The following is a 23983-nucleotide window of genomic DNA, read 5'->3' on the forward strand; positions in this document are numbered from 1 at the left end:
TATGTTGACACGCTAGCTTCTCCGACTCGCTTACAAAAATACGTTTTTGCTAAATGTTGACACGCTAGCTTCTCCGACTCACTTACAAAAATACGTTCTTGCTATATGTTGACACGCTAGCTTCTCCGACTCACTTACAAAAATACGTTCTTGCTATATGTTGACACGCTAGCCTCTCCGACTCACTTACAAAGATACGTTCTTGCTAAATGTTGACACGCTAGCTTCTCCGACTCACTTACAAAAATACGTTCTTGCTATATGTTGACACGCTGGCTATCATTAACTAGTGATTTCTTCTACGCACTTCATGTCTCTACTCGAATTGCTTCAAACAACAGGACGTTGTGGATGAGTTACTTACAATTCTCTTGGGGCAGATCTTACAGATAACGTTCTTGTATTCACGAACCCGAAAGGCTTAAAGCAGCGGAACTGGTCAAGCGCAGCGACCAGATTGCCGGGTGGCTCCGCCACTTAGCCTTGCAGGGTTGTCCGGCTGACTCTGCTTCTCTGCTTCTGAATTAACCTCAATCGAATCCACTTCTTCAACTTCGGCCGGACCAAGGAGCCGATAGGCGACGCTGCGTGAATACGGTGTTATCTGATGCTCCGTTGACATGCCCAAGTAAGATCGGTTCATTAGGTTTTATCCCCTCCCCCTTTGTTTTCATGTTTTCATTGGTTCTCAAGTCCTTAGATTCATTCAATCATTCTTTTTCATTCACGACGGCGACGACAATTCAAACTTGTTCCACCATCGTATATCGTAACGTTCCGCTAACGGAGAAGGCTTATCCGATTCTTTTAACCATATCTTTTGCTTTTTCGGAGACTCCTACTGTTCTCCTTACTCTGCCGATTTGCGTTACGTTATTCCTACGCGGCAGATTACTCCAATCCATTTCTTCATTCTTTCAAGGCTATTCAAATATGTTCCGTTCTTACCCAATCTTTTTATGCTTTTTGTTTTTAGGGGGAGGGGATAAAACCGTCATGTGGCTCAATTCGTACCACATGAATCCGATCTTGCGTTCCACTTCGTCCAGATGTTCATCGGATGTCTGTGGATGGGTATTTCTTCCGTGTTCAACTTCAGGAGTTTCAGATAACACCCTATCTATGTATTTCATTAATACTTTGAAGAAGAGAGGGTTTGCGTAGTTCAACATGGGTATCTTTGTAATAAGCACTCTTGCACATAGTCCACACCATCCGCCCCGTTTACTCTATAGTATCCAATGGGCTTTTTATTCGACTGATGCTCTTGGTGCTCACACGCGTGTAGCGCTCGGTGGTGCGAGTGCTTTCATGGCCCAGCAATTGCTGGATATAGCGAATGTCTATGCCGCTTTCCAATAGATGGGTGGCGAATGAATGACGCAAGCTGTGCACACTCCCCTTTTTCGCGACGCCCGATTTAATTAACGCCTGCTCGAACATTTTCTGCACGGAGCGCTCCGTCAAGTGCTTACCCAGCTCACTTCCCGGAAACAGCCACTTGTCCGGCATATCCAGCCTCATATACTTCTGAACAATGGCAAGCGCATTACCTGACAAGATGCTATACCGATCTTTCCTTCCCTTCCCTTGACGAACACGGACGGTCTTGCGGCCAATATCTATATCCTCCAACTGCAGACGTACCACCTCGCTTACCCGAAGCCCCGACGAATAGGTCAACGCCAATATCGCCTGATGCTTAACATTGCTCGGAGCCAAGATGATGGCTCTCACTTCTTCGATCGAGAATACGGCAGGAAGCTTACTCTCCTTCTTCGGTCTAATGTAAGCTTCGCGGATTCGCAGCAGCAGCACATGCTCGCAATAGAATTTGATGGCACTGATCGCTTGGTTCACATAGGCATGCGATTTCTTACCGTTTAACATACGAACCGTATATTGACGAATATCGGCCTCTCCAATTTGGTCGCAATTCCCTCGTTCCTCCAGCATATAGGCCAACAATCGCCTGACATGTCCGCTATACGCCTTCACTGTTTTAGAGCTGTATCCTTTCGCCACTAATACATTGTTCATGATCTGATGGTGCTCGGACTCCCACTTCGCCAGAAGCCCCGAGCAACGTTCGGCCGTCTTCTTGCCGGCATCCACCCATTCCCGAAGGAAATAGCATTCCTCATCCAGCACCTCATCAACATGAATCACATCCCCATGGAATAGCTCCGCCAGCTGAGCGATGGTCGCAAGCTTGTATGGAACGAGCCACAGCTTTTCCTCAGCCTGCCACTTTCGCCCCGCTATGGATTTTATTTTCACTACGGTATCCATGGAGAAAGGTTCAATCCGAACGCCTAGCCACTGATCGTCCCTTTTGCTCACTTTAATTTCCACATAATCCCTCCCATTATACCATTGTCGCAAAATTTTGACAGATGCTGCACAAAAAAGGAGAACAACATTGCCCATGGGACAATGCCATTCTCCAGTTCTTCCGGATACTCAGACTGCCTATTACCTATTATTAAAACACCTTCGTCGTCCACGACTCGCAGTTCCACGTCTCCGTCACGACATCGCGATAAAATTCCGGTTCGTGGGAAATCAGCAGAATGCTGCCCTTATACGCTTTAAGAGCACGCTTCAGCTCTTCCTTCGCATCGACGTCAAGATGATTCGTCGGCTCGTCAAGCACAAGCACATTGCTCTCGCGGTTAATCAGCTTGCAAAGTCTAACCTTCGCTTTCTCCCCGCCGCTGAGCACCTGAATTTTGCTCTCGATATGCTTGGTCGTCAATCCGCATTTCGCCAGAGCTGCGCGAACCTCGAATTGATTCAATGAAGGGAACTCGTTCCAGATCTCATCGATACAAGTGTTGTAATTCGCATCCTTTGCTTCCTGCTCGAAGTAGCCGATCTCCAGATTGTCGCCCCGCTCCACTTCGCCGGACAACGCAGGGATTTCTCCCAGGATGCTGCGAAGCAGCGTCGTTTTGCCGATGCCGTTCGCACCGACCAAGGCGATCTTCTGTCCGCGTTCCATTCTCAGATCAAGCGGACGCGATAGCGGTTCCGTATAGCCGATCACCAGCCCTCTCGTCTCGAAGATCACCTTCCCGGCTGTTCTTCCTTCCTGGAAGTTGAACTGCGGCTTTGGCTTCTCCTTCGCCAGCTCGATGACATCCATCTTGTCGAGCTTCTTCTGACGGGACATCGCCATGTTGCGTGTCGCGACGTTCGCCTTGTTCCGCGCCACGAAGTCCTTCAGCTCCGCAATCTCCTGCTGCTGGCGCTTGAACGCCGATTCCAACTGCTGCTTCTTCATCTCGTACACTTGCATGAAGTGATCGTAGTCGCCGACATAACGCGACAGCTGTTGATTTTCCATATGGTAGATCAGATTGATGACGCTGTTCAGGAACGGGATATCATGAGAGATCAGAATAAATGCATTCTCGTACTCCTGCAAGTAGCGCCTCAGCCATTCGATATGCTGTTCGTCCAGATAGTTGGTCGGCTCGTCAAGCAGCAGAATGTCCGGTTTCTCCAGCAATAGCTTGGCCAGAAGCACCTTCGTCCGCTGACCGCCGCTCAGATCGTGCACGTCCTTGTCGAGACCGATATCCGTCAAGCCCAGACCGCGCGCCGTCTCCTCCACCTTCGCATCAATCATATAGAAGTCCTGATTGGTCAGTGTATCTTGAATCGTACCGACTTCCTCCAGCAACGTCTCCAGTTCCTCGGGCGTCACCTCGCCCATCCGTCCGTACATATCGTTCATTTCCTGCTCCATGTCGAACAGATACTGGAATGCGCTCTTCAGCACATCGCGAATCGTCATACCCTTCGTCAGCATTGCATGCTGATCCAGATAGCCGACCCGCATCCGCTTGGACCATTCCACCTTGCCGTCATCCGGCTGCAGCTTCCCGGTAATAATATTCATGAACGTGGATTTGCCTTCTCCATTGGCGCCGATCAGACCGATATGCTCACCTTTCAGCAAGCGGAACGACACATCATTGAAGATTGCCCGATCGCCGAAGCCGTGACTTAGTTTCTCTACGTTTAGTATGCTCATTCATTGCACCTTTTCCTATAAAAATTCATATACGCTCTATTATAAAGGTTTATAGGAGGTAAGCTCAACTATTAATCCGGCTTCGGGCGGCAAAAAATCATCAAATTAGCTTAATGAGCGCCTTCCATGTTGGATGGCATCTTATCCGGCGTGCGCTCCGCCGCCTCTCCAGATTCCTGTCCGGGCACTTGATTGCTTGTGCGAAGCGGTATCTCGCGCAGGAAGAACACGAGTACGAAAGCCACGACAACCAGTCCGGCTCCGACAAGGAAGACCGTGCTAAGCGAGTTGGCCATAGCTGTGCGCACCATCTCGACGATGCCGTTTGCGATCGGCCGAACTGCCTCTGGCAAGCCATGAAGCAGCTTCTCCAGCTCCGGCTGGTTCAGCAGTATTTCCGGCGATTGCAGCGGTGCGAGTGCTTCCGCCACTTTCGGGTCCATTCCCTCAAGCGATCCTCCGCCGCCTGCAGCTGCCGCTTGCTCTTGCATTTCCTTCACCATGCGGGATTGCATGATGGAGCCCAGTACAGCGATGCCGATCGTTCCGCCGACGCTGCGGAACAGCTGCGAGGATGAAGTGGCCACACCCAGCTCTCGCGGGCTGACCGCATTCTGAACCGTCAGCGTGAAGATCGGCATGCTTAGGCCAAGTCCGATGCCGAATACCGTCATGGCGGTAACTGCATGCCACACTTCGGTCATATTGGCCATGACAAGCATTCCGCCAATCATAATCGGCAAACCGATAATGCCATATCGCTTGTATTTGCCTGTTTTCGTAATTACACGCCCTACGACGGCACTGACGACAACCATTGCGAAGGACATCGGCATCGTGACATATCCGGAATGCGATGGAGACACGCCCTCTACGCCCTGGATGAAGAAAGGAATGTAGATCAGAGCGCCGATCATGCCGGCATTAATAATGAAGGCAATAATGTTGGAGATGACCACGATATCATTCCGGAACAAGCTCAGCGGCAGCACCGGGCTGCTCGCCTTGCGCTCCACCATAATGAAGATGATCAGGAATACGATGGTTGCTGCGAACAAGGCGATAATTTCCGGTGAAGTCCAAGTAAAGTCGTCTCCGGAGCCGACGAGCGAGAAGCCCGTCAACAGCGCGATAATCGTAAGACTTAGGAATATGGACCCTGCGTAATCGATTCGCTCGTTCGACTTCTGGTCCACCTTCGGGAACAAGAACAAGATCATGACGAAGGCGATAAGACCGATCGGCAGGAAGATCCAGAACAGCCAGCTCCAAGGCATATGCTCGACGATCCAGCCGCCCAGCGCAGGACCGATCATGCTGGAGAAGCCGAATACGGCCATTAGAATGCCCGTCCACTTGCCCCTTTCTCTCGGCGAGAACAAGTCACCGACTGCGGTGAACACTGATGCCATAATAATACCGGCTCCGATCCCTTGAACGCCACGGTATATAATCAACTGGGCGATATCCTTTGAGAAGCCTGTCAATAGCCCGCCTATTATGAAGATGACTATGCCGATCAGCATGAATGGCTTGCGTCCGTACATATCCGACAATTTGCCCACCATTACCGTTGCTATCGTAGAGGTAAGCAAGTAGATCGTAATGACCCAGCTGTAATACTGCATGCCACCCAGCTCAGCGATTATCCGCGGCATCGCGGTTCCAACAATCGTCTGATTGATGGCAGCGAAGAACATGGCGGACATAATCGCCAGCATAATCGTAATTTTCCTTTTATTGGATAAATGCTCCATATTTTTCTCCCCAATCCCTGTAAACATTTGTTTCTCGATAAATTTCACTTAACTGCTTGTTTGCGATACCACGCACTTACTGGGACCGGAACGACTAATTTTTCTCCGTTCCTTCCCCCGTTGATTTGCATATAGCCCCATGACCGCACCCTGTGCCGTGCTGCCCATCGTCCGCAATGAATTGCACCATCTTCTCCAGTATTTCCGTTACTGCCTTCGTCTCATCCCCGCTTAATCGCGCCAGATGTTTGCCAACCATTTCCTTGCGAACTTCAAGCGCCCGATCCAGCATGTGCCGTCCGGCTTCCGTTAGTTCAATTAATATCACTCTTCGATCCTTCTGATCATACGTACGTGCCACGTACCCGGCCTTCTCCAGTCTGTCGATCATGACCGTCACCGCACTGGGCTTCACATCGAGCTTCTCCGCAAGCTCTGTCGGCCTGCTCTTGCCTCGTTCTTTAATCATCAGAAGCATATACAGCTGTGTGCGGGTTACACCCTCGCCCAGTTCGTACATCAGTTCTCTTCCGTAATACCGATTCAGCGCCGTAATGGCCTGCAAGAATCGGCTATTATACGATATCACCTTCATCACCCGCCTTATTTGCCCAATTTACTTCACCACTATATATTTAAACTATTTAAATATTAAGTAATAAACAATCTATTTGTCAAGTACATCTTTTGACGAGCTATCGGATGATCGAGCATCAACAGCGTATGCATAAATATGCCCGACAGTTCTCTCCTCCTTTATTCTGCCCACTGCAATCTAATTGTCTCAGGCGACGAGGCCCCACGAAAAAAAATCCCCCACCATATTCGGTAGGGGACGCCAAGTGCCATGCTCCTGCTCAAATCCATCCATCAATGCTCTGTTTCCGTTCGTTATCGTCTTGCAGTTGTTTATTCTAAACGCATGCCGCAAAATTATCGCTCCAGCATCTTCGCCCAGAAGCCGCCGCGGAAGTGCCTTGGTTCGTGAGAGATGACGAACGCCTTGGGTGCCTCCTCCGCGATTCGCTCAAGCAACCGCTTCTCGTTGCTGCGCTTTACCAGCACCTGCATGACCATTCGCGGACCGTTGCGCCCTTCCGCATGCCATACCGTAACGCCGTAGCCGTAGTTTCTGAGCCGGTCAGGCAAGCTTGTATTCACGGTATCCGCGATCACCTGCACGACGGAATAACCGAGCGCCAACGCTTCCTCGATCCGGCTGCCCATGTATACGCCGATGCCGAAGCCGATACAGTACGCGCCGATGTAGAGCGGGCTGGACAGGTTATCCAGCACGATCTGCAAGCCGACAAGGTAGATGAACACTTCGATCATGGACAGCATGGCTGCCATCGTCCGTTTGCCCTTGATGACCAATATTAATCGCAGTGTGAAGATGGAGACATACGTAATATTGATCCCCAGTATCAAAGCGACAATGAGGGCAGGACTCATGATTAATCTCTGGAAGCGATATAATCCGGTCTAGGCTTCTGGCCGGAGAATGGCTCCTGCAGCTTGTTCTCCACACTATTGAATACCATGAACACATTGCTTCTCGGAAGAGGCGATATGTTGCTGTTCGAGCCGTGCATCACGTTGCAGTCGAACAGCAGGATGGAGCCCGCCTTGCCGACCGGCGTATCGATGCCGCCTTCCTCCGCCATCTTCGTCAAGCTGTCATGATCCGGCACGCCGTATTCCTGCTTGCGCAGAGAATCCTTGAAGTGATTCTCCGGCGTCTGACCGACGCAAGCAACAAACTTCTTGTGCGAGCCCGGAATGACCATCAGAGGACCGTTGAACGGATGATTGTCGCTCAGCGCGATCGAACAGCTCAGCGCGCGCATGCGCGGCATGCCGTCCTCTACATGCCAAGTCTCGAAGTCGGAATGCCAGTAGAATTCCTTCCCGTTGAAGCCAGGCTTGAAATTGATCCGGGATTGATGAATGTATGTCTCCGATCCCAGCAAGTATTCCATCATAGCTACCAGCTTGGGATGCGCAGCGAGCTGCTTGAAGATGTCGTTGTTCTCATGCACCGCGAATATCGAGCGCACCTCGTTGCCTCCGGGCTCGCGAATGACATGGGCGGCTTCCTGATCTCGATAAGCATCCTGCAGCCGCGCCAGCTCCTGGCGCCATGCCTCGATCTCCTCTTGCGAGAAGAACCCCTCCAGGAACAAGTAGCCGTTCTTGTCGTAGAAGTCCGATTGCTCCTTCGTAAGCGCGGCTCCCTGGGACCACTCGCTATGTACGACAGGGTCCTTGCGCTCCAGCAGCTCCGGTTGCTCGGCAATTCGGGACGGGTAAGCATCTTCCTTCGTTTTCACTACTGTTTGATCCATTTTCATCCTGGCCAACATCTCCTTCTCTCGAATGGTTTGAATTATGACTTGATTGGAATTATTCCTCGACTAGCGGATATACGCCATCCTTGTCATGTACCTCATTACCGGTAATCGGAGGATTGAATACGCATACCATGCGCATCCCTATCTCTGTACGAAGCAGGTGCTTCTCATGACCGTCGAGCGCATACAATGTGCCCGGCACGATCGGATACGTTTTACCGCCAATCACTTCAATTTCCCCTTGCCCCTCAATGCAATAGACGGCCTCTACATGGTTCCGGTACCAGATTAACGTCTCCGTTCCCGGTTTGATGACCGTATCGTGCATCGAGAAGCCCATGCCGTCCTTTTTCAGAAGCAGCCTTCTGGAGTTCCATGTCTCCGCTTGAATGTCATCCTCAGTTTTAATGACGTCGTCCAAATGTTTTACAATCACCTGTTGTCACTCTCCCTGCTTCTATCCCTTGGTTTGTTGTCTTGCTGTTAAGCGCGCGCCTTCACTTGCACCTTGCTGCCGGCGGAATCGTACATCGCGGACAATGCCTCCTCGATGCGCGCCAATCCTTCCCGCAGCAGCGGCTTCTCGATTGTAAGCGGCGGCATCACCTTGGCTACCTCGTCGCGCGGACCGGACGTCTCCATAATGACACCCAGCTTGAACGCTTCCTTGCTAAGGCGCGAAGCATCCTCCGGCTTTTTGAAGACCATTCCCTGAATCAAGCCTTTGCCGCGCAATTCCACGATATGGCTGCTGTACTTGGCTTTCAGACCTTGCAGGGCCGAATGAATCAGCTCCGCATCTGCGGCGATTTTCTGCTCCAGCTGATCATCCTTCCAATAGGCCAGCGCTTCAGTCGCAGCGACAAAGCCGAGATTGTTGCCCCGGAACGTGCCATTATGCTCGCCCGGATTCCACACGTCGTACTCCGGCTTGATAAGCGTCAGCGCCATGGGCAGTCCGTAGCCGCCGATCGACTTGGACAAGCAGACAATGTCCGGCTCGATTCCCGCTTCCTCGAAGCTGAAGAAGGTGCTCGTACGGCCGCAGCCCATCTGTACATCATCGACGATGAGCAGAATGTCGTGTTTGCGGCAGATCGCTTCGATGCGCTGCAGCCATTCCGCGCTGGCGGCATTCAATCCGCCCTCCCCTTGCAGCGTCTCCAGGATGACGGCTGCAGGCAAGTCAACACCGCTGCCGGGGTCGTCAAGCAGCTTATCCAGAATCAGCGACGTATCGACTGAGCCGCCCAGATAGCCGTCATAAGGCACGAATGTGGTGTCAGGCAGGCTGACACCTGCACCGCCGCGTTTGAAGGAATTTCCTGTCGCCGCAAGCGAACCTAGCGACATGCCATGGAACGCATTGGTGAAGGAGATAATATTTTTTCGACCCGTCACCTTTCTTGCTGTCTTCATTGCGCTCTCAACGGAATTGGTCCCCGTCGGCCCCGGGAACATGATTTTGTATTGGAGCTTTCGAGGCTCCAATATAATCTCGTTGAAGCGAAGCAGGAACGTTTCCTTCGCTTCTGTCGCCATGTCGAGGCTGTGCGTAATGCCGTCCCCCATGAGATATTGCACCAGTTTGTTGCGGATGCTCTCATTGTTGTGGCCGTAGTTCAGCGATCCGGCTCCTGCGAAGAAATCGATATATTCGGTGCCGTCCTTATCCCATAATTTAGCGTTGCTTGCTTTTTTGAATACCGTTTGGAAGCTGCGTATATAGCTGCGCACCTCAGATTCCATTTGATCGAATACTTTCAACGAAGATGCCTTCTCTTGTACTTGTTTCATTCCCCTGCCTCCTCTAATTGTAGTCTCCAAGTCGTCTCGTGAAGCCGGAACGGTCCGATCCGGTATAACCTCTCATCGTCATGGTGACCATCGCCAGGGAACAGCTCCGAAGCGTAATAATCCCGAATGTCGCATTCCGCCCCCAATTCGCCGGCCATTGACCGGAACAGCTTGCTGGATGGCACATTGCCGGGACTGATTGTCGCCTCGACATATTGAATGTCCGCATACGCTTCACGCTGCAGCAGCTGCTTGAGCAATTCCTTGCCCACGCCTCTGCCTCTCATCTTCGCAGATACTCCGATCTGCCAGACGAACAGGGCAGCTGGCTCCGACGGTTTGCGGAACGCCGAGACGAAGCCGACGAGTTCTCCTCCTTCCACCGCTACACAGCAGGTGTCGCGGAACAGATCGAACAGCATCAAGTAGCTGTATGCGGAGTTCAGATCCAGCACACCGGAATCCTTGACGAGCTCCCATGCTTTTGCTCCTTCTTCCACGCTTGGCTTTCGATAGAGTAGCTTGCCATCTTCGCTGCTTTCTTGCTCATCTTGCTTTGTTGCTGATGCTTGTTGCATAAATGCCTCCTCATCGTTGTCTTTCCACCACAATTAATCGGTTTTAGAGGAATCTGCTCAAGAAGGACCGCAGCCGCTCACTCTCCGGATTGTCGAACAGCTCCGTCGGACAGCCTTGCTCCACGATTCTCCCCTCTGCACCGAAGACGACTGTATCGGCGATATCTCTTGCAAAGTCCATCTCGTGCGTGATGAGCATCATCGCCGTATCGGTCTCCTGCGCGATCTCCTTGATCACCTCCAGCACCTCGCCGACCAGCTCAGGATCAAGCGCCGAGGTCACTTCGTCGAACACAAGCACCTTCGGCTGCATGACGAGTGCTCTGGCGATGGCCACCCGCTGCTTCTGGCCCCCTGACAGCTGCGCGGGATACACATCCAGCTTGCTCTCCAGTCCGACCTTGCGCAGCATCGTGACGGCGCGCTCATGCGCTTCCTCCTTGGACATCTTAAGCACGGTAGTCGGCGCAAGCGTCACGTTGCGCAGCACCGTCAGATGGGGGAATAGGTTGAAATGCTGGAACACCATGCCCACCTTCTCCCTCATCCTGTGCAGATGCTTTTCGTTCGCTCTGACGAGCTGCCCGCGGCGATTTTTCATATGCCATAGCGGCTCGCCGTCAATTGTGATCATACCGCTAGTGGGCTCCTCCAGCGTCATCAGCATACGTCCCAGCGTAGTCTTGCCCGATCCGCTCGGCCCAATAAGCGCAAGCTTTTCACCCGCATGCATCGTCAGATCGATTCCTTTAATAACTTCCAGATCGCCGAACGATTTGGTCACATTCTCATACCTTACGATCGGCTCTCCCAGCAGCCGTCCGGAAGGCGGCTCCTTCGTTTTCCGTTCGGCTTCTTCGTCTCTTTCCAATACAGCGCTCACGGTCATTCACTCCTTCCGTTTCTCTTTGCTGTCATATCTCCGCTGCAAGCCGCCAGCATTCGCTGCTAGGAATGCCGCCTCTCAATCCGCTTCTCCAGCCGGTTGAACAGCAGCGACATAGCAAGGCTGATGACGATGAAGAAGACGCCAATGACGGTATACGGCTCGAATACCAGATAAGACTTGGATACTTCATTTTTTACGCGCAGCAGCATTTCCATCACCGTGATGCCCGACAGCAACGGCGTTTCCTTGAAAATAACGATCAAATAGTTGCCCATCAGCGGCAGCGCAGGCGGAACGGCTTGCGGCAAGATGACCAGCAGCCATGTCTTCGCCTTGGACAAGTTCAACGCGGTAGATGCCTCCCATTGCCCCTTCGGCAGCGCTTCGATACAGGAACGATACACTTCGGACAAGTAGGTGGCATAATGAACTCCCAGTCCGATCACCCCGGTAAGAAATGCCGACATCGACACGGGCAGCATCTTGGATATTCCGAAGTACAAGAAGAACAGCTGCACCAGCAGCGGCGTTCGCCTTACGAATTCCACCACGGAATTGGTTATCATATTGATCCAACGTCTGGGTGAGCGCTTGCCGAGTGTGAACACCAGTCCCAATACGACCGCCAACAGGAAACCGCAGACGGTAGCGTACAACGACACCATTAATGCGTCCAGGAGCGTGGGCAATAATTCGACGACATAATCCCAATTCCACATACGATCACCTCCAAGCGGTTAATTTGCGTTCCAGCAAGCGAACCGTGACGGTGACACAAGTGGACAACAAGAAATAGATAACCAGCAATAAGCCGAAAATAATAGCTTCATACGATTGATTATTATTGCGGATAATCATTGCTTCGAATGTCAAGTCGTACATGGCGATAAAATAGACGAGCGATGTCGACTTCAGCAACTCGATCCATAGATTGCCCATCGGGGGCAGCATCCGGACGATTGCTTGCGGCATAATGATCTTCAGCATTCGCTGCAGAGGTGTCAGGTTCAGCGCCGTGGATGCTTCGTACTGGCCTTGCGGGATCGACACAATCGCGCTTCTGACAATTTCCGATCCGTACGCGCCGATATTAAGACCGATCGCCAGCACCGCTGCCCACAGCTTGGGCAGCTCCACCCCGATCATCGGGAGAGCGAAGTATACCCAGAACAGCAGGACCAGCAACGACGAAGCTCTGAAGATCTCCATGTAAATTCGCGATACGTAGCGTATGGCCGCAATATTCGACAGCCTGCCGAGTCCGGACAGGAACGCCAGTATGGTGGATACGACTCCTGCGAGCAGCGTCACCTGAATGGTGATAATGGCGCCGTCCACAAGGAACGGCAGCCATTTCATAATCGGGAAGTCCACTACTCTACGCTTCGCAGAGCTGCTGTGCCGTCATATCGCCAGGCAATTCCTGTTCGGTGAACCCGAATTGCTGGAGTATTTCAAGCAGTTCTCCGCTTTCCTTCATCTTGTCCAGCTCGGCGTTGAATGCGTCCCGCAGCTCTGTGTCAGCCTTGCGGAATGCGCTAGCCCCGTAACCGCGTACACTCGCGCCATCCACCGTTGGCTGCTCGAAGTCCATGACGCGCTCCAGATTGCTGTCACCCGACGCATCCAGTCGCGATTGCAGCGCCGGACCCGTCATCGTCATCGCATCGGCCCGATCGGATTGGAGTGCACTGATCGCATCGTCCTGATTGTTGACGAACACCATCTGATCTTCCGGAACGCCCGATGCTTCCAGATAACCGATCTCTACCGCGCCGGCCATAACGGCTACTTTAGCATCCTTATTCGCGGCAATGTCCGCATAGCTCTTCAATCCCAGCGGGTTGCCCGCCTTCACGGCCAGTCCTTCGCCGATGCTGTATTCCGGATCTGCGAAGTTGACCGATTCGCACCGCTCCGGGTTAATGAACATTCCGGCTGTAATCATATCGAACCGCTTCGCATTCAGCCCCGCAATCAAGCCTGAAAATTCCGTCAATTCTCCTTTCATCTCATCAATGCCCAACCGCTCCAGAATAACACGCGCGATCTCCACTGCTTCTCCGGTAAGCTTGCCGTTCTCGTCTTTGTACGCATATGGATTTTCGCCAGCGAACCCCACGGTTACATAACCTTGTTTCTGTAGCTCCTCCAGCGTTACCTGCTCATTTCCGCCGCATGCACTAAGCAGCAGCAATGGAATAGTAAGCAGCGTCAGCCACAACTTTCGCACCTTGAACCCCAACCTTTCCAATACTTTTTTTCGGACACTTAAAAGGCTACCATCAATCGGCGCTGAGGTCATTTCCAGTAAAAGGGCATAATCAAGGTTATATATAGCTAACTATAGGAGAGGGGGGCTGACGAGGCGGGTCCTCCTTATTCCTGCTTTATCCTTCCTTATATTCCCGTATAGAAGATTTTACATGTCATCGGATGTATGTTATATAAGCAATTTTTATAGATATGAATCTTTATTGCCACGGTTCTATTCATAAATTTTTCTTATAGAGAAAAAAGGCGCACCCTGTCGATAACTTTTTGTCTCTGACAAGCAGTTTGCGACAAACATTTCATAGCCGCTTTGATAACATTGATCTTGCCGCTCCACGGTTCACTATTTGCAGAGGAGAGTTGTGAATGAAACTAATCATGAACGAGTGCTTTAACAACGAAACGATCAATTTTGACGGCTTCAGCTTTAAAAACTGTGTCTTTACCAATTGCGTCCTCATTATCACTACCCTTGATTTCAACTTTGAAGGCTGTTCCTTTTACGGGTCGACGCTGCATGTCAATCCACATCTGCCCGTTTTCGATATTTCCCATCGGCTGTCGCAATCTACTTACGATGCCGAGACCAGATGCTACCGGGACGATTACAAGTATCCGCGGACGAAGCTGGAATTGCCAGCCACCGCTCTCCATTAAGCGCACAAGAAAAAGAACCTCTCCATTTCACTTGGGAGGTTCTTTCTTAATGGCCGCTCATACCGTCAGCTTGCATTTCACTTTGACGATGATCTTGCGGATGCTTTCGCTGGACAGGTGGAACTTGCGCTCAAGCTCCGAGATCGTGGCGCCATCGGCGTAACACTTGTATATTTCGCGATTGCGCTCGGCAAGCAGCTTTCTGGCTCCGCTCTTCTCGCCCCAGCTCGCACGTTGATTGGACGGTTTGGGAATATAAATCAGATCCCCTTGAATATATTGCTGCAGCTCGGCAAGCAAACTAGGGGGAAGCACGTCTCTTCCATTTCTGTAGTTCACGGTATAAATCCTCCTCGAACATTTTCGTAATTTGGCCTTGTGTCATTGTCGTTCCTTGCAGTGTGATGACTAACATGCTAACGCCTCCCTTTCTTTCGTATTTTAACTTCATGATTCCATTATATTGAAAACTCGTTACTTCTACAACGCCGGATTTCGATTCCAACCGCCGCCCCCGACTTTTCTCGCATTCCCCACAAAGTGGAAGGAGGCCTTGCGGCCTCCCCGGTTATGGCGATCCCCGCTATTTAAGCGGAGATCACCTCTTTAAAATTGATCAACACAATCAACTCCTTTCCTGATTAATTCATCGGCCCGACACCCTTATTATACTTCCATTCCATGGAAGGCAGATAGCGAAAGAACGCTTTAAACGGAACTTTACCTGCCCTCACCTCACCGCCGTTATCTCGGCTGCTGCCGGCTTGCTGCGTCCCGACATTTGCCGCTGTGCCGTTATCAGCTTGAAATAAATGCCCTCTTGCTTCATTAATTGCTCATGCGAGCCGTGCTCGGCGATCCTACCCTTCTCCAGCACGATCAGCCGGTCGGCATGCCGAAGAGTCGACAGGCGATGAGCGATGGCGATCGTCGTACGGTTGCGAGTTACCCGCTGCAGCGCTTCCTGAATAGCGGACTCCGTCTCGATATCCAGCGACGCTGTCGCTTCATCCAGGATGAGAATGCGAGGATCGTTCATAATCGCACGCGCTATCGCCAGCCTCTGGCGCTCTCCGCCGGACAGATTGTTGCCGTTCTCCTCCAGCAGTGTGTCATATGCATCCGGCAGCTTCATGATGAATCCGTGCGCGTTCGCTATTCGAGCTGCTTCGACAATCTCGTTCTCTGTCGCGTCCGGCTTTGCATAGCGAATATTTTCTTTAATCGTCCCTTTGAAGAGGAAGGTTTCCTGAAGGACTACCCCGATCTGGGCACGCAGATCCTCCCCTTTAATGGAGCGCAGGTCCTGTCCGTCGATCGTGATGCTCCCCTCGTTGACGTCGTAGAAGCGTGAGATCAGATTAATCAGCGTCGACTTCCCCGAGCCGGAGTGGCCGACCAGCCCGATCATCTCACCCGCTTGGATATCCAATTGAATATCCTTCAGCACAGGCTCATAGGACTTGTAACCGAAGTATACGTTGCGGAACGCAATATGACCGTCAATACGATGAGAGACTGGCTGTGCGGCATCTGTCACCTCCGGCTGCTCGTCGATGACCGAGAATACTCGGTCAATCGAGATGAGCGCATTGGCTGCCCATCGCGGCATGAACATCAGCCAGGCGATAGGACCGAAGATCATGGAGGCGTACATGCTGAACTGTATCAGCTCGCCTACATTCATCTCCTTGTTCAGAATCAGGTAGCTGCCAAGCATCAGGACGAAATATTGACCCAGCTCAATCAAGTAATTGGTGACCGGAGCCAGAATGCTGAACAGCTTCTCCGACTGATATGTCGCTGCAGCGAATTGCCGATTATGCTCACGGAAGCGCCGAATCTCTCTTCTTTCCGTACCGAATGCCTTGACTACGCGAATGCCGCTCAGCACGTCGTGAAGATAAGTATTCGCACGGTCATAGATGCGCATCTGCTTGTGGAACAGCTTGAACAACACATGCTTCCATATATAATGATGCAGGTACGCCACGATCGGAGCAGGCAGCAATACGATTACAGCCAGACGCCAGTCCGCCATGAACAGCAAGCAGCTCGCCGCCGTCAGCAGAATCATCTGATAGATCGCATTCGTGCACATCTCTTGAATAAAATGTCGGATACGCTCGGTATCCGACGTAATCCGGTTCATCATATCTCCCGCACGTTGAGAGGTCATGAAGCCGAGCGACAGCTGCTGCGTTTTGTCGTACACTAGCTGTCGCAGGCTGGCTGCGATGCCTGAGCTGATCGTCGCCATCTTGCGGGCGCGCAGTATGGCCAGAAGCTCCCCGAGCAACAGACAGACGGCTATAGCCCCTATTGAGATATAGAATAGCGGAATTTGGGCGCTCTCCCCGTCAGGCGGCTGCAATACGCCGTTAATGAGCAGCTTCTGGAAGTAAGGTGCTGCCAGCGCAATGCCTGATGCGGCCAGCAGCAGAGCCAGTATCGCGGCGAACCCCTTGCCATATTGGGCAGACAAGGCGATCAATCTGCGGAATGCGGCTCCCTTGCTCATGCATTTCGGGCAGATGCGAGTGCCGGGCACAAGCTCGCTGCCGCAATTCCTGCATGCGGTGACTTCGTCGTTGTCATAGATGCGCACTTTCCGACGAGCCCATTTGTCGTTCAGGATGCTGGCGAGATAACCCAATCTGGCGGCATGCTCCATCGTCGACCTGATCAGGACATGCGTCTCTCCCCTTACCTTCATCTCCAACACGACATTCCCGACCAGTGCGACTACCGCATATTGTTCGCCTTCCGCAATGTCCCTGCTTGCCTTCACTTCTCCCTTCTGGACATAAGCCCAGCGTTCTTCCCCGATAACGAAGAACCCTTCCAGCCGGCGGCCCAGCATGCTCAGGTTGGCGGGGACGCAATAGGTGATTTCTCCTACCGCTCCCGCTGCCGCCCTATTATCCTCGTCCGTTAGCGAATACTTCAAATTCATTCCGGCATCACCTCGTTCTCCAGCGATGAGCTGCATGCTTCAGCGGTCTACCCGCTACATGCACATCTCCACCATTCTGTATTCCTTATCCGTAAGCTCTCCGATATCCGGTATGACGAAGCGATTGCCGTTCACGTCCTGAATGAGCAGCCGTTGTTCCGTCACCAGCTTCGCGCTGATGCCATTCCCTCTCGTCGTGAAGCGGCACAGGCCTGCAGTCGTCTCGGCTTCCCAATAGGCATACCCGAATTCTTCCTTCACCTGCACGACCTTCGTAATAACTGGCGTATGGTAGCGAAGCAGCAGCTGCTCCTCCAGCAGAGCTGCGGTCGTGCGATCGACATCGTCCAGGGAAGCGATAACACCGAGCTCAGTTCCTTCCTTCGTTACGATGGACAAATAACTGCGCGGCATCGTATGGGGGAACGCAGCGTGAACAAATACGGGTTCATGCTCCTTGCCGTCGATTGCAATGGCGAGCAACCCGCCATCCGTTTTTCTGAAAGCTGCCGCATCTCCTTGTATATAGGTAACTAATGATTTCATCCCGCTATCCCCTCGCTCATCTTCAATGCTTTGTTATGCATCGCAACCAGTTCGCTGTATTTTCCGCCTTTATCCATTAACTCATCATGCGTGCCCTCCTCCATGATGCAGCCTCCGTCAAGCACGACCAGATAATCCGCATTGCGCAGTGTGGAGAGCCGATGGGCGATCGCGATTGTCGTACGTCCTTGTATGAGCGCTTCCAGCGCCTCTTGAATTTTCAGCTCCGTCTCCGTATCCAGTGAAGCAGTCGCTTCGTCCAGAATAAGCACCTTCGGATTGTGCAGAACGGCTCTTGCAATCGACAACCGCTGCTTCTCGCCGCCTGAGAGCGCATAATTGCCCGTTCCGACGAGCGTGTCGTACCCGTCCGGCAGCTTCATAATGAAGTCGTGCGCCCCCGCCACCTTGGACGCTTGAATCAATTCATCCATGCCGCAATCCGGGTGGCTGTAAGCGATATTTTCGGCGATAGTGCCTGTGAACACATATACTTCCTGCGATACGATGCCGATCTGATCTCTTAGCGAAGCGAATGACAGCTCCTTCACATTGATGCCGTCTATTGCGATTTCGCCTTCGTTCACATCGTAGAGTCGCGAGATCAGATTGACCAGCGTCGACTTGCCCGCTCCCGATTGGCCGACAACTCCCAGCATCGTGCCCGCCTTCACATTCAGGGATACCCCCTTCAGAATAGGCTTATTGGGTTCGTAGCCGAAGGAGACGTTCCTAAGAGAGATATCACCCTTCATCGGCTGCAGCTCTACTGGACGCTCAGCTTCCTTCACATCGGGAGCCGCATCCATAATCTCGAATATTCGCTGCGCCGCCGTCATGCAATACGACCACCAGTTGACGATATTGTTCAGGAACTGGATGGGTCCATAGAGCATATGCATATAATGGACAAAGGTCAGCAGCAGTCCGAATGCAATCTCCCCTCGCAATATAAGCCAACCGCCGAACGCCCATATGATGACGCTGCCCATTGCCGTAAGCGCATTCAAGACGGGGAATAGGGTACCGCTGAGCTTGTTGTAGCTTTGCTCTGCACCCGAGAAGCCGGTATTGGCGCTGCCGAACCGCCGTATTTCAGCTTGCTCCTTGCCGAACGCCTTCACCACTCGCGTCCCTTTAATGGAATCGCTAATGATGGAGTTGAGCGCTGCGATTCGGCGGTGGCTTCGCCAGGACATACGCCACAGCTTCGGGAAGGTGCGATGGACGAGCAGGATGACAATCGGCATGGGAAGAAAGCACAGCAAGGTCAGGCGCCAATCCAGCATTAGCAGTATCGTCACGATGCCGATAATATTCATGGCATTAACGATGAAGTAAGATAAACCGTCGACGAAGAAGTATTGCAATTCAACCGAGTCGTTATTCACTCTCGTCATGAGCTGACCAGTCTGCCGCCGCTGGAAGAAGCCAAGCGACAAGCGCTGCATGGAAGAGAACACCGCCGATTTCAAGTCAAATATGATATTGGAAGCGACGCCTGCGTTGACGACACCGTAACCTACCCCGCACAGCAGTGCAATCGTCCGGCAAATGATCATAAGGAGGATAACAAGGCCGATCTGGTCAGCGAATCTGCCTTCCCCGCGCAAGGCTTGATCGAACAGCACTGTGCCCATTAAATAAGGGATAGCGAGCGAAGCAGCCGAATTGAGAAGCATCAGCAGGATGACAAGCGAGATTTTGTTGCGATACGGCTTCGCAAAACCAAGCAGCCGAAAAAATAACGCCGATTTTTTCAAGCACTTGGGGCATACAGTTCTCCCTTCTTCCGGATAAATCATGCCGCAAGTTGGACAAGCTCCCTCTTCATCAGACGCGGCAAGCTTCTCCCCGAGCGCATCCTCCCCGGACTTCACCTTCTGAACGAGGGCGGCGAATGCGGCTGCCCTGCTGCTCAGTTCACTGGTATAGGAGGCCAGTACGCATTGCTCTTTCTTGCCCTTTAGAAGCAGCATGCCGGCAGAGACCAGCTCAACGGTCTCCAATGCGACAATTTCGGTTAACCTGATCCGTTCCATCTCCCATTCGGCGTTCCCGACCTTCTTCTCCTGGCTGGACGTGCCTCCCGCATAACCCCGGAACGTTTTTTCCGGAATAGGCTTCCCTCTGCTTCGCGCAACGACGATATTACGATTCGTCAGAACGATGTATGTATGGACGTAACTTCCAGCTTCATCGCGATCGCAGATCAGCTCTCCGACTATCTCTGCTTCCGTCACCTTCATCCGTCGCAAGCATGATTCTCGCACTTCATGGAGCATACGACCACCTCTGTTCCATTATGCAATCTGTTTCACTTTCATACAGACTGCTCATTTTTTACCATAACGACAACATCATATTTCCATTTCTGATGACAGTCAATGCTTCCTGGCGGGTGCATATGGCTATAGCCGAATATTACTTCTTATCCAAGACGAAAGGCCTGCCCGCTTCGTAAAGCGAACAGACCTTATCTGCCTTGATAAAATGTATGAGTTTGATCGTTAACCGGTTTCGTTTAGCTGCGCGCTCCGACTGCCTTCAGCCATGCATCGGCAATAAGTGCATGTCCTGCAGGCGAAGGATGAACGCCGTCTCCCGCCCAATATGCGGCCCCGGTACGCATGCTCTGTGCGGCGAACAGTCCGTCCAGCGGCACATACAGCGTTTTGAACTCCTCTGCCAGCGCGCGAACCGCGGCAATTTTGGGGTCCAGATCCTCTCTCCAGGCACGGCGATCGTCGGGTACCGGCAAGACGAACGGCTCAACCAATATAAGCTTGGCGTCGAGGCTCTCTTTCGTGCTTAGGATAAGTCGACGGTAGCCTTCATAATAGCTTTCCGTAGAGGTAGGATCATTCCTGTCATACCTGCGCCACGTATCGTTGATGCCGATATAGATTGACACCCAATCGGGCTTCAATGCCAGACAGTCCTCCTCCCAGCGTCTCTCCAGATCAACGACCCGATTGCCGCTAATTCCTCTGTTTAAGAAAGTCACCTTTCGCTCCGGATACAAGTAGCCGAAAGTCCCGGCCGTCATGTTGGCGTAACCGTTTCCAAGACTGCCGCCGTCTTCCCGGTTTCTGCCGCAGTCCGTAATGCTGTCCCCTTGAAATAGTACAACTTCATTCTCTTTAATCAGTGACAAGCTGCTCCCCTCCACACGTTGATAGCATCAAATCTTTCCACATTTTACGTTCGCCTACCATTATTGTCAAGTGGAAATGCTAGAAATGCTAGAGGCAATGCCGAGTGGGCAAGGCACGAAGGGAACTCGGACTGAATTTCACTCGCTATTAAATACAAAAACTTCAGGGACAGATTTAGTCTCTGAAGCATGCGGGTCCGGCAGTATGATGATACTGTAAAGCGGTTCGGCAACCCGGTCGCAGTCTCACGGCTTCATGAGACTGCGGCGGCCCCTTTCCTCCTTCGCCGCATGAGCTCCGGATAAGCGACGCCGAACAGAATAATGGCGACACCTCCCCATTGCAGCAGCGTGATATCCTCCCTTAGCACGAGCGTTGACAATAGAACAGCCATTGGGAGCTCCGCGGCGCCAAGAATAGCGGCCATTCCTTCGCCGATATGAGGCACGCCGTAGGCGAACAGCACCGGCGGCAGCAATGCGCCGAATACGCCAAGCAGCAGTGCGAACAGCATCAGATCGCTCCACAGGCTTCCATCGATGAGGAAGCGCGGCGGGAACAGGACAAATACCATGAGCATCGCACCCATCATCATCCACATGCCGCGGTAAGCCGGATGCGCCTCCGGTACGGCCTTCCCGCTGAGCAGCAGGAACAGCGTGTAGCTGACAGCCGCCATCAACCCCAATGCAATACCGATCATATTGAAGCGTCCGGCCCCCTGCTCCAGCAAGCCGGCTGCAAGCATCGTACCTGTGAACAATATGAGCAATGAGATCAATACAGCCAGGCTGGGACGCTTCCGCTGCCGGACGGCTTGCACGACGACGCCAATCCAGGTGAACTGGAACAACAACAGAATGGCAAGCGATGCAGGAATATATCGCAAGGAATGGTAATAGAACAAACCGGTGATCGCCGTAGGCATGCCCGCCGCCATAAGAATAAGACGCTGCGTCCAGGTCAGCTGGGTCAATCCGCGTGCATTGGAGCGAACACTCTCGTTCCGTCGCCACGCGCCTGTACTCTCTCTTTGCCTAATGTACCAGGCGAACATAGCCGTCAGCAGAAATCCGACCATCTGCTGGCTGCCCACCACTTCGCCCAGCGAATATCCCCGGTCGTACGCCAGCACGACGAAGGTCGACAGTACACCGTAACTGGCCGCACCGATAAATACGGCTGCAATATGTTTAAACATTATTCATCCTCCCCAGTTAGTTTACTTCAGTCACATGCCGTTCATGCAAGACATGACGGACTATGCTTGATGAATTTCGAACGGAACGCCCCATCCCCAAATAAAAAAATGCTACGAATGTCATGTCCGCCATAAGCTGGACAATCGTTCGTAGCATGGAAGTAAAGGCTCCCTGTAGAAACCCCCACCCTGTGCCATTAACCGTTATGTGGGGTTATACGAAATAGGATATCCGATTGTAAAATTTCTGATAGTAAAACAACAACGGTTTCTATTTTACATGATGCGCGCCGATTGTCAATACGTCATGTATTGTTATTCAACTTCGATAATACGGATCAAGTTCGTCGCTCCCGATCTGCCGCTAGGCACGCCCGCTGTAATGACGGCATAATCGCCCTTCTGCAGCAGATTGGTTCGGGAGGCATTGCGGATGGCGGACTGGAACATCTCGTCGGTAGAAGCGGTTGCTTCCCCCTTCACAGGGATGACGTTCCGAATCAGGCTAAGCCGCTTCAGGACATGATCGTGAGCGGAGATGGCGATAATCGGTGCCTTCGGACGATATTTGGATACCATCCTTGCCGAGAATCCGCTCTCTGTAGGCGTCAGTATAGCCGCCGCTTCCAATTGCAGCGAAGCGCTCACCGCGGCCTGGCTAATGACCTCTGTCGTAGATGAGGATGGCAGATTCATTTGAACTCGGAATTGGTCGGTATATTGAATTGTGGATTCGGCGCGTTCCGCGATTTGTCTCATCATGCGCACCGATTCCAGCGGGTAGTTGCCTGCAGCCGTCTCTCCCGACAGCATAATGGCATCGGCCCCTTGCAGCACCGCATTGGCTACATCGCTCACTTCCGCGCGCGTAGGTCTAGGGTTCACCTGCATGGAATCCAGCATTTGCGTCGCGACAATGACGGGTTTGCCGGCTTGATTGCATTTATCAATCATGGACTTCTGAATCATCGGCACATCCTCCGCCGGAATCTCTACGCCCAGATCCCCCCTGGCTACCATAATGCCGTCAGACGCCTCGATGATCGCATCCAGATTGTCTACGCCCTCTTCATTCTCGATTTTGGAGATAATGCTGATATGCGCAGCTCCCGCTTCCTCCAGCAATTGACGCACCTGCAAAATATCCTCCGCCCTGCGAACGAAGGATACGGCGATCATGTCGACGCCTTGCGCCACGCCGAACGCAATATGTCTCTCATCGCGTTCCGTCACACCCGGCAACGTTGTGCGAATACCCGGCAGATTGACGCCTTTGCGCGGCTTCAGCAAACCTCCGTTCACGACTTGGCATATCACTTCCGTATCCGATACTTGCTTCACGGTCAGTTCGATCAATCCGTCGTCGAGGAGAATGCGGCTGCCCGGCTTAACCACTTTCGGCAGCTCCGCATAGTTAACCGATACGCGCTCCCCGTTGCCGACGATATCATCCGTAACTAGCCTCAGTGTATCGCCGTTATTTAAGGCGTAGGAGCCCTCTTCCAACGTACCGATTCGTATTTCCGGCCCTTTAATATCCATCATGACAGCAACGACTGCCGACACTTCGGCCGCCGCCTGCCTAATCATTGCAATTCTTCCGCTATGATCGCTGAGCTCGCCATGTGCCATATTCAAGCGGGCTACGTTCATTCCTTCTTTCATCATTTCCTTCAGCATCGAGATCGAATGGGTCGATGGACCCATCGTACATACCATTTTTGTGTGGCTCATTGCTTATCCCTCCAACTTGAACTGTCATCATTGTAGAGCA

Annotated in this window: 22 protein-coding genes and 1 riboswitch; of the genes, 1 reads left to right on the plus strand and 21 read right to left on the minus strand. The window is 52.2% G+C overall.

The genetic code is table 11. The features are described from left to right. Positions 1-439 precede the first annotated feature (439 nt). From M6D81_RS05265 to ehuB, 14 genes are all read right to left on the minus strand, one after another. Entirely contained in the window at positions 440-643 is a 204-nt protein-coding gene (locus tag M6D81_RS05265; protein ID WP_262675780.1) for a hypothetical protein, read from the minus strand. A gap of 581 nt (positions 644-1224) precedes the next feature. Beyond that, the gene (locus M6D81_RS05270; RefSeq protein WP_262675781.1) at positions 1225-2355 is read right to left on the minus strand and encodes a tyrosine-type recombinase/integrase; all 1131 of its coding nucleotides are present in this window, start codon (positions 2353-2355) and stop codon (positions 1225-1227) included. A 130-nt stretch (positions 2356-2485) separates the two neighbouring features. Then, on the minus strand, positions 2486-4042 hold the full coding sequence (locus M6D81_RS05275) for an ABC-F family ATP-binding cassette domain-containing protein (protein WP_262675782.1): 1557 nt from the start codon (positions 4040-4042) through the stop codon (positions 2486-2488). Positions 4043-4152: 110 nt separating this feature from the next. Next, entirely contained in the window at positions 4153-5799 is a 1647-nt protein-coding gene (locus tag M6D81_RS05280) for an MDR family MFS transporter (RefSeq protein ID WP_262675783.1), read from the minus strand. 94 nt (positions 5800-5893) lie between these two features. Further along, positions 5894-6388: a MarR family winged helix-turn-helix transcriptional regulator gene (locus M6D81_RS05285; protein WP_262675784.1), complete on the minus strand. Its 495-nt coding sequence runs from the start codon at positions 6386-6388 to the stop codon at positions 5894-5896. A 344-nt stretch (positions 6389-6732) separates the two neighbouring features. Then, entirely contained in the window at positions 6733-7254 is a 522-nt protein-coding gene (locus M6D81_RS05290; RefSeq protein WP_262675785.1) for a DUF2179 domain-containing protein, read from the minus strand. 2 nt (positions 7255-7256) lie between these two features. Then, on the minus strand, positions 7257-8153 hold the full coding sequence (gene thpD, locus M6D81_RS05295; protein ID WP_262675786.1) for an ectoine hydroxylase: 897 nt from the start codon (positions 8151-8153) through the stop codon (positions 7257-7259). Between the two features lie 52 nt (positions 8154-8205). Next, positions 8206-8589, minus strand: coding sequence for an ectoine synthase (locus tag M6D81_RS05300; protein WP_262675787.1), 384 nt, complete (start codon positions 8587-8589; stop codon positions 8206-8208). Between the two features lie 47 nt (positions 8590-8636). After that, the gene (ectB, locus tag M6D81_RS05305; protein ID WP_262675788.1) at positions 8637-9950 is read right to left on the minus strand and encodes a diaminobutyrate--2-oxoglutarate transaminase; all 1314 of its coding nucleotides are present in this window, start codon (positions 9948-9950) and stop codon (positions 8637-8639) included. Next, the gene (gene ectA / locus M6D81_RS05310) at positions 9947-10528 is read right to left on the minus strand and encodes a diaminobutyrate acetyltransferase (RefSeq protein ID WP_262675789.1); all 582 of its coding nucleotides are present in this window, start codon (positions 10526-10528) and stop codon (positions 9947-9949) included. The genes ectB and ectA overlap by 4 nt, the downstream gene beginning before the upstream one ends. Before the next feature lie 43 nt (positions 10529-10571). Continuing rightward, the gene (gene ehuA / locus M6D81_RS05315) at positions 10572-11417 is read right to left on the minus strand and encodes an ectoine/hydroxyectoine ABC transporter ATP-binding protein EhuA (RefSeq protein WP_410795695.1); all 846 of its coding nucleotides are present in this window, start codon (positions 11415-11417) and stop codon (positions 10572-10574) included. Positions 11418-11476: 59 nt separating this feature from the next. Next, complete coding sequence (gene ehuD / locus M6D81_RS05320; protein ID WP_262675790.1) at positions 11477-12136, minus strand: ectoine/hydroxyectoine ABC transporter permease subunit EhuD; 660 nt, start codon at positions 12134-12136, stop codon at positions 11477-11479. Between the two features lie 4 nt (positions 12137-12140). Beyond that, positions 12141-12776: an ectoine/hydroxyectoine ABC transporter permease subunit EhuC gene (gene ehuC, locus M6D81_RS05325; protein ID WP_262675791.1), complete on the minus strand. Its 636-nt coding sequence runs from the start codon at positions 12774-12776 to the stop codon at positions 12141-12143. Positions 12777-12795: 19 nt separating this feature from the next. Continuing rightward, entirely contained in the window at positions 12796-13650 is an 855-nt protein-coding gene (gene ehuB / locus M6D81_RS05330) for an ectoine/hydroxyectoine ABC transporter substrate-binding protein EhuB (protein ID WP_262675792.1), read from the minus strand. Between the two features lie 407 nt (positions 13651-14057). Between ehuB and M6D81_RS05335 the strand changes: the two genes are divergently transcribed. Beyond that, a complete protein-coding gene (locus M6D81_RS05335; protein ID WP_262675793.1) occupies positions 14058-14348 on the plus strand; it encodes a hypothetical protein in 291 nt (96 codons plus the stop codon). 57 nt (positions 14349-14405) lie between these two features. Here M6D81_RS05335 and M6D81_RS05340 read toward each other — a convergent pair whose 3' ends face one another. The 7 genes from M6D81_RS05340 to pyk form a co-directional block, all read right to left on the minus strand. After that, on the minus strand, positions 14406-14687 hold the full coding sequence (locus M6D81_RS05340) for a CD3324 family protein (protein WP_262675794.1): 282 nt from the start codon (positions 14685-14687) through the stop codon (positions 14406-14408). 391 nt (positions 14688-15078) lie between these two features. Further along, a complete protein-coding gene (locus tag M6D81_RS05345; RefSeq protein ID WP_262675795.1) occupies positions 15079-17304 on the minus strand; it encodes an ABC transporter ATP-binding protein in 2226 nt (741 codons plus the stop codon). 54 nt (positions 17305-17358) lie between these two features. Next, on the minus strand, positions 17359-17850 hold the full coding sequence (locus M6D81_RS05350) for a DUF1854 domain-containing protein (RefSeq protein WP_262675796.1): 492 nt from the start codon (positions 17848-17850) through the stop codon (positions 17359-17361). Beyond that, positions 17847-20099 (minus strand): ABC transporter ATP-binding protein, encoded by a 2253-nt coding sequence (locus tag M6D81_RS05355; protein ID WP_262676006.1) that lies wholly within the window; start codon positions 20097-20099, stop codon positions 17847-17849. The genes M6D81_RS05350 and M6D81_RS05355 overlap by 4 nt, the downstream gene beginning before the upstream one ends. Positions 20100-20374: 275 nt before the next feature. Continuing rightward, positions 20375-21007 (minus strand): SGNH/GDSL hydrolase family protein, encoded by a 633-nt coding sequence (locus M6D81_RS05360; RefSeq protein ID WP_262675797.1) that lies wholly within the window; start codon positions 21005-21007, stop codon positions 20375-20377. A gap of 254 nt (positions 21008-21261) precedes the next feature. Next, on the minus strand, positions 21262-22209 hold the full coding sequence (locus M6D81_RS05365) for an EamA family transporter (RefSeq protein ID WP_262675798.1): 948 nt from the start codon (positions 22207-22209) through the stop codon (positions 21262-21264). 131 nt (positions 22210-22340) lie between these two features. Further along, positions 22341-22451, minus strand: a riboswitch (purine riboswitch). Positions 22452-22524: 73 nt separating this feature from the next. After that, entirely contained in the window at positions 22525-23943 is a 1419-nt protein-coding gene (pyk, locus tag M6D81_RS05370) for a pyruvate kinase (protein WP_262675799.1), read from the minus strand. Positions 23944-23983 lie beyond the last annotated feature (40 nt).

It is taken from the genome of Paenibacillus sp. J5C2022, assembly GCF_025567625.1.
In the GTDB taxonomy this organism is placed as follows: domain Bacteria; phylum Bacillota; class Bacilli; order Paenibacillales; family Paenibacillaceae; genus Pristimantibacillus.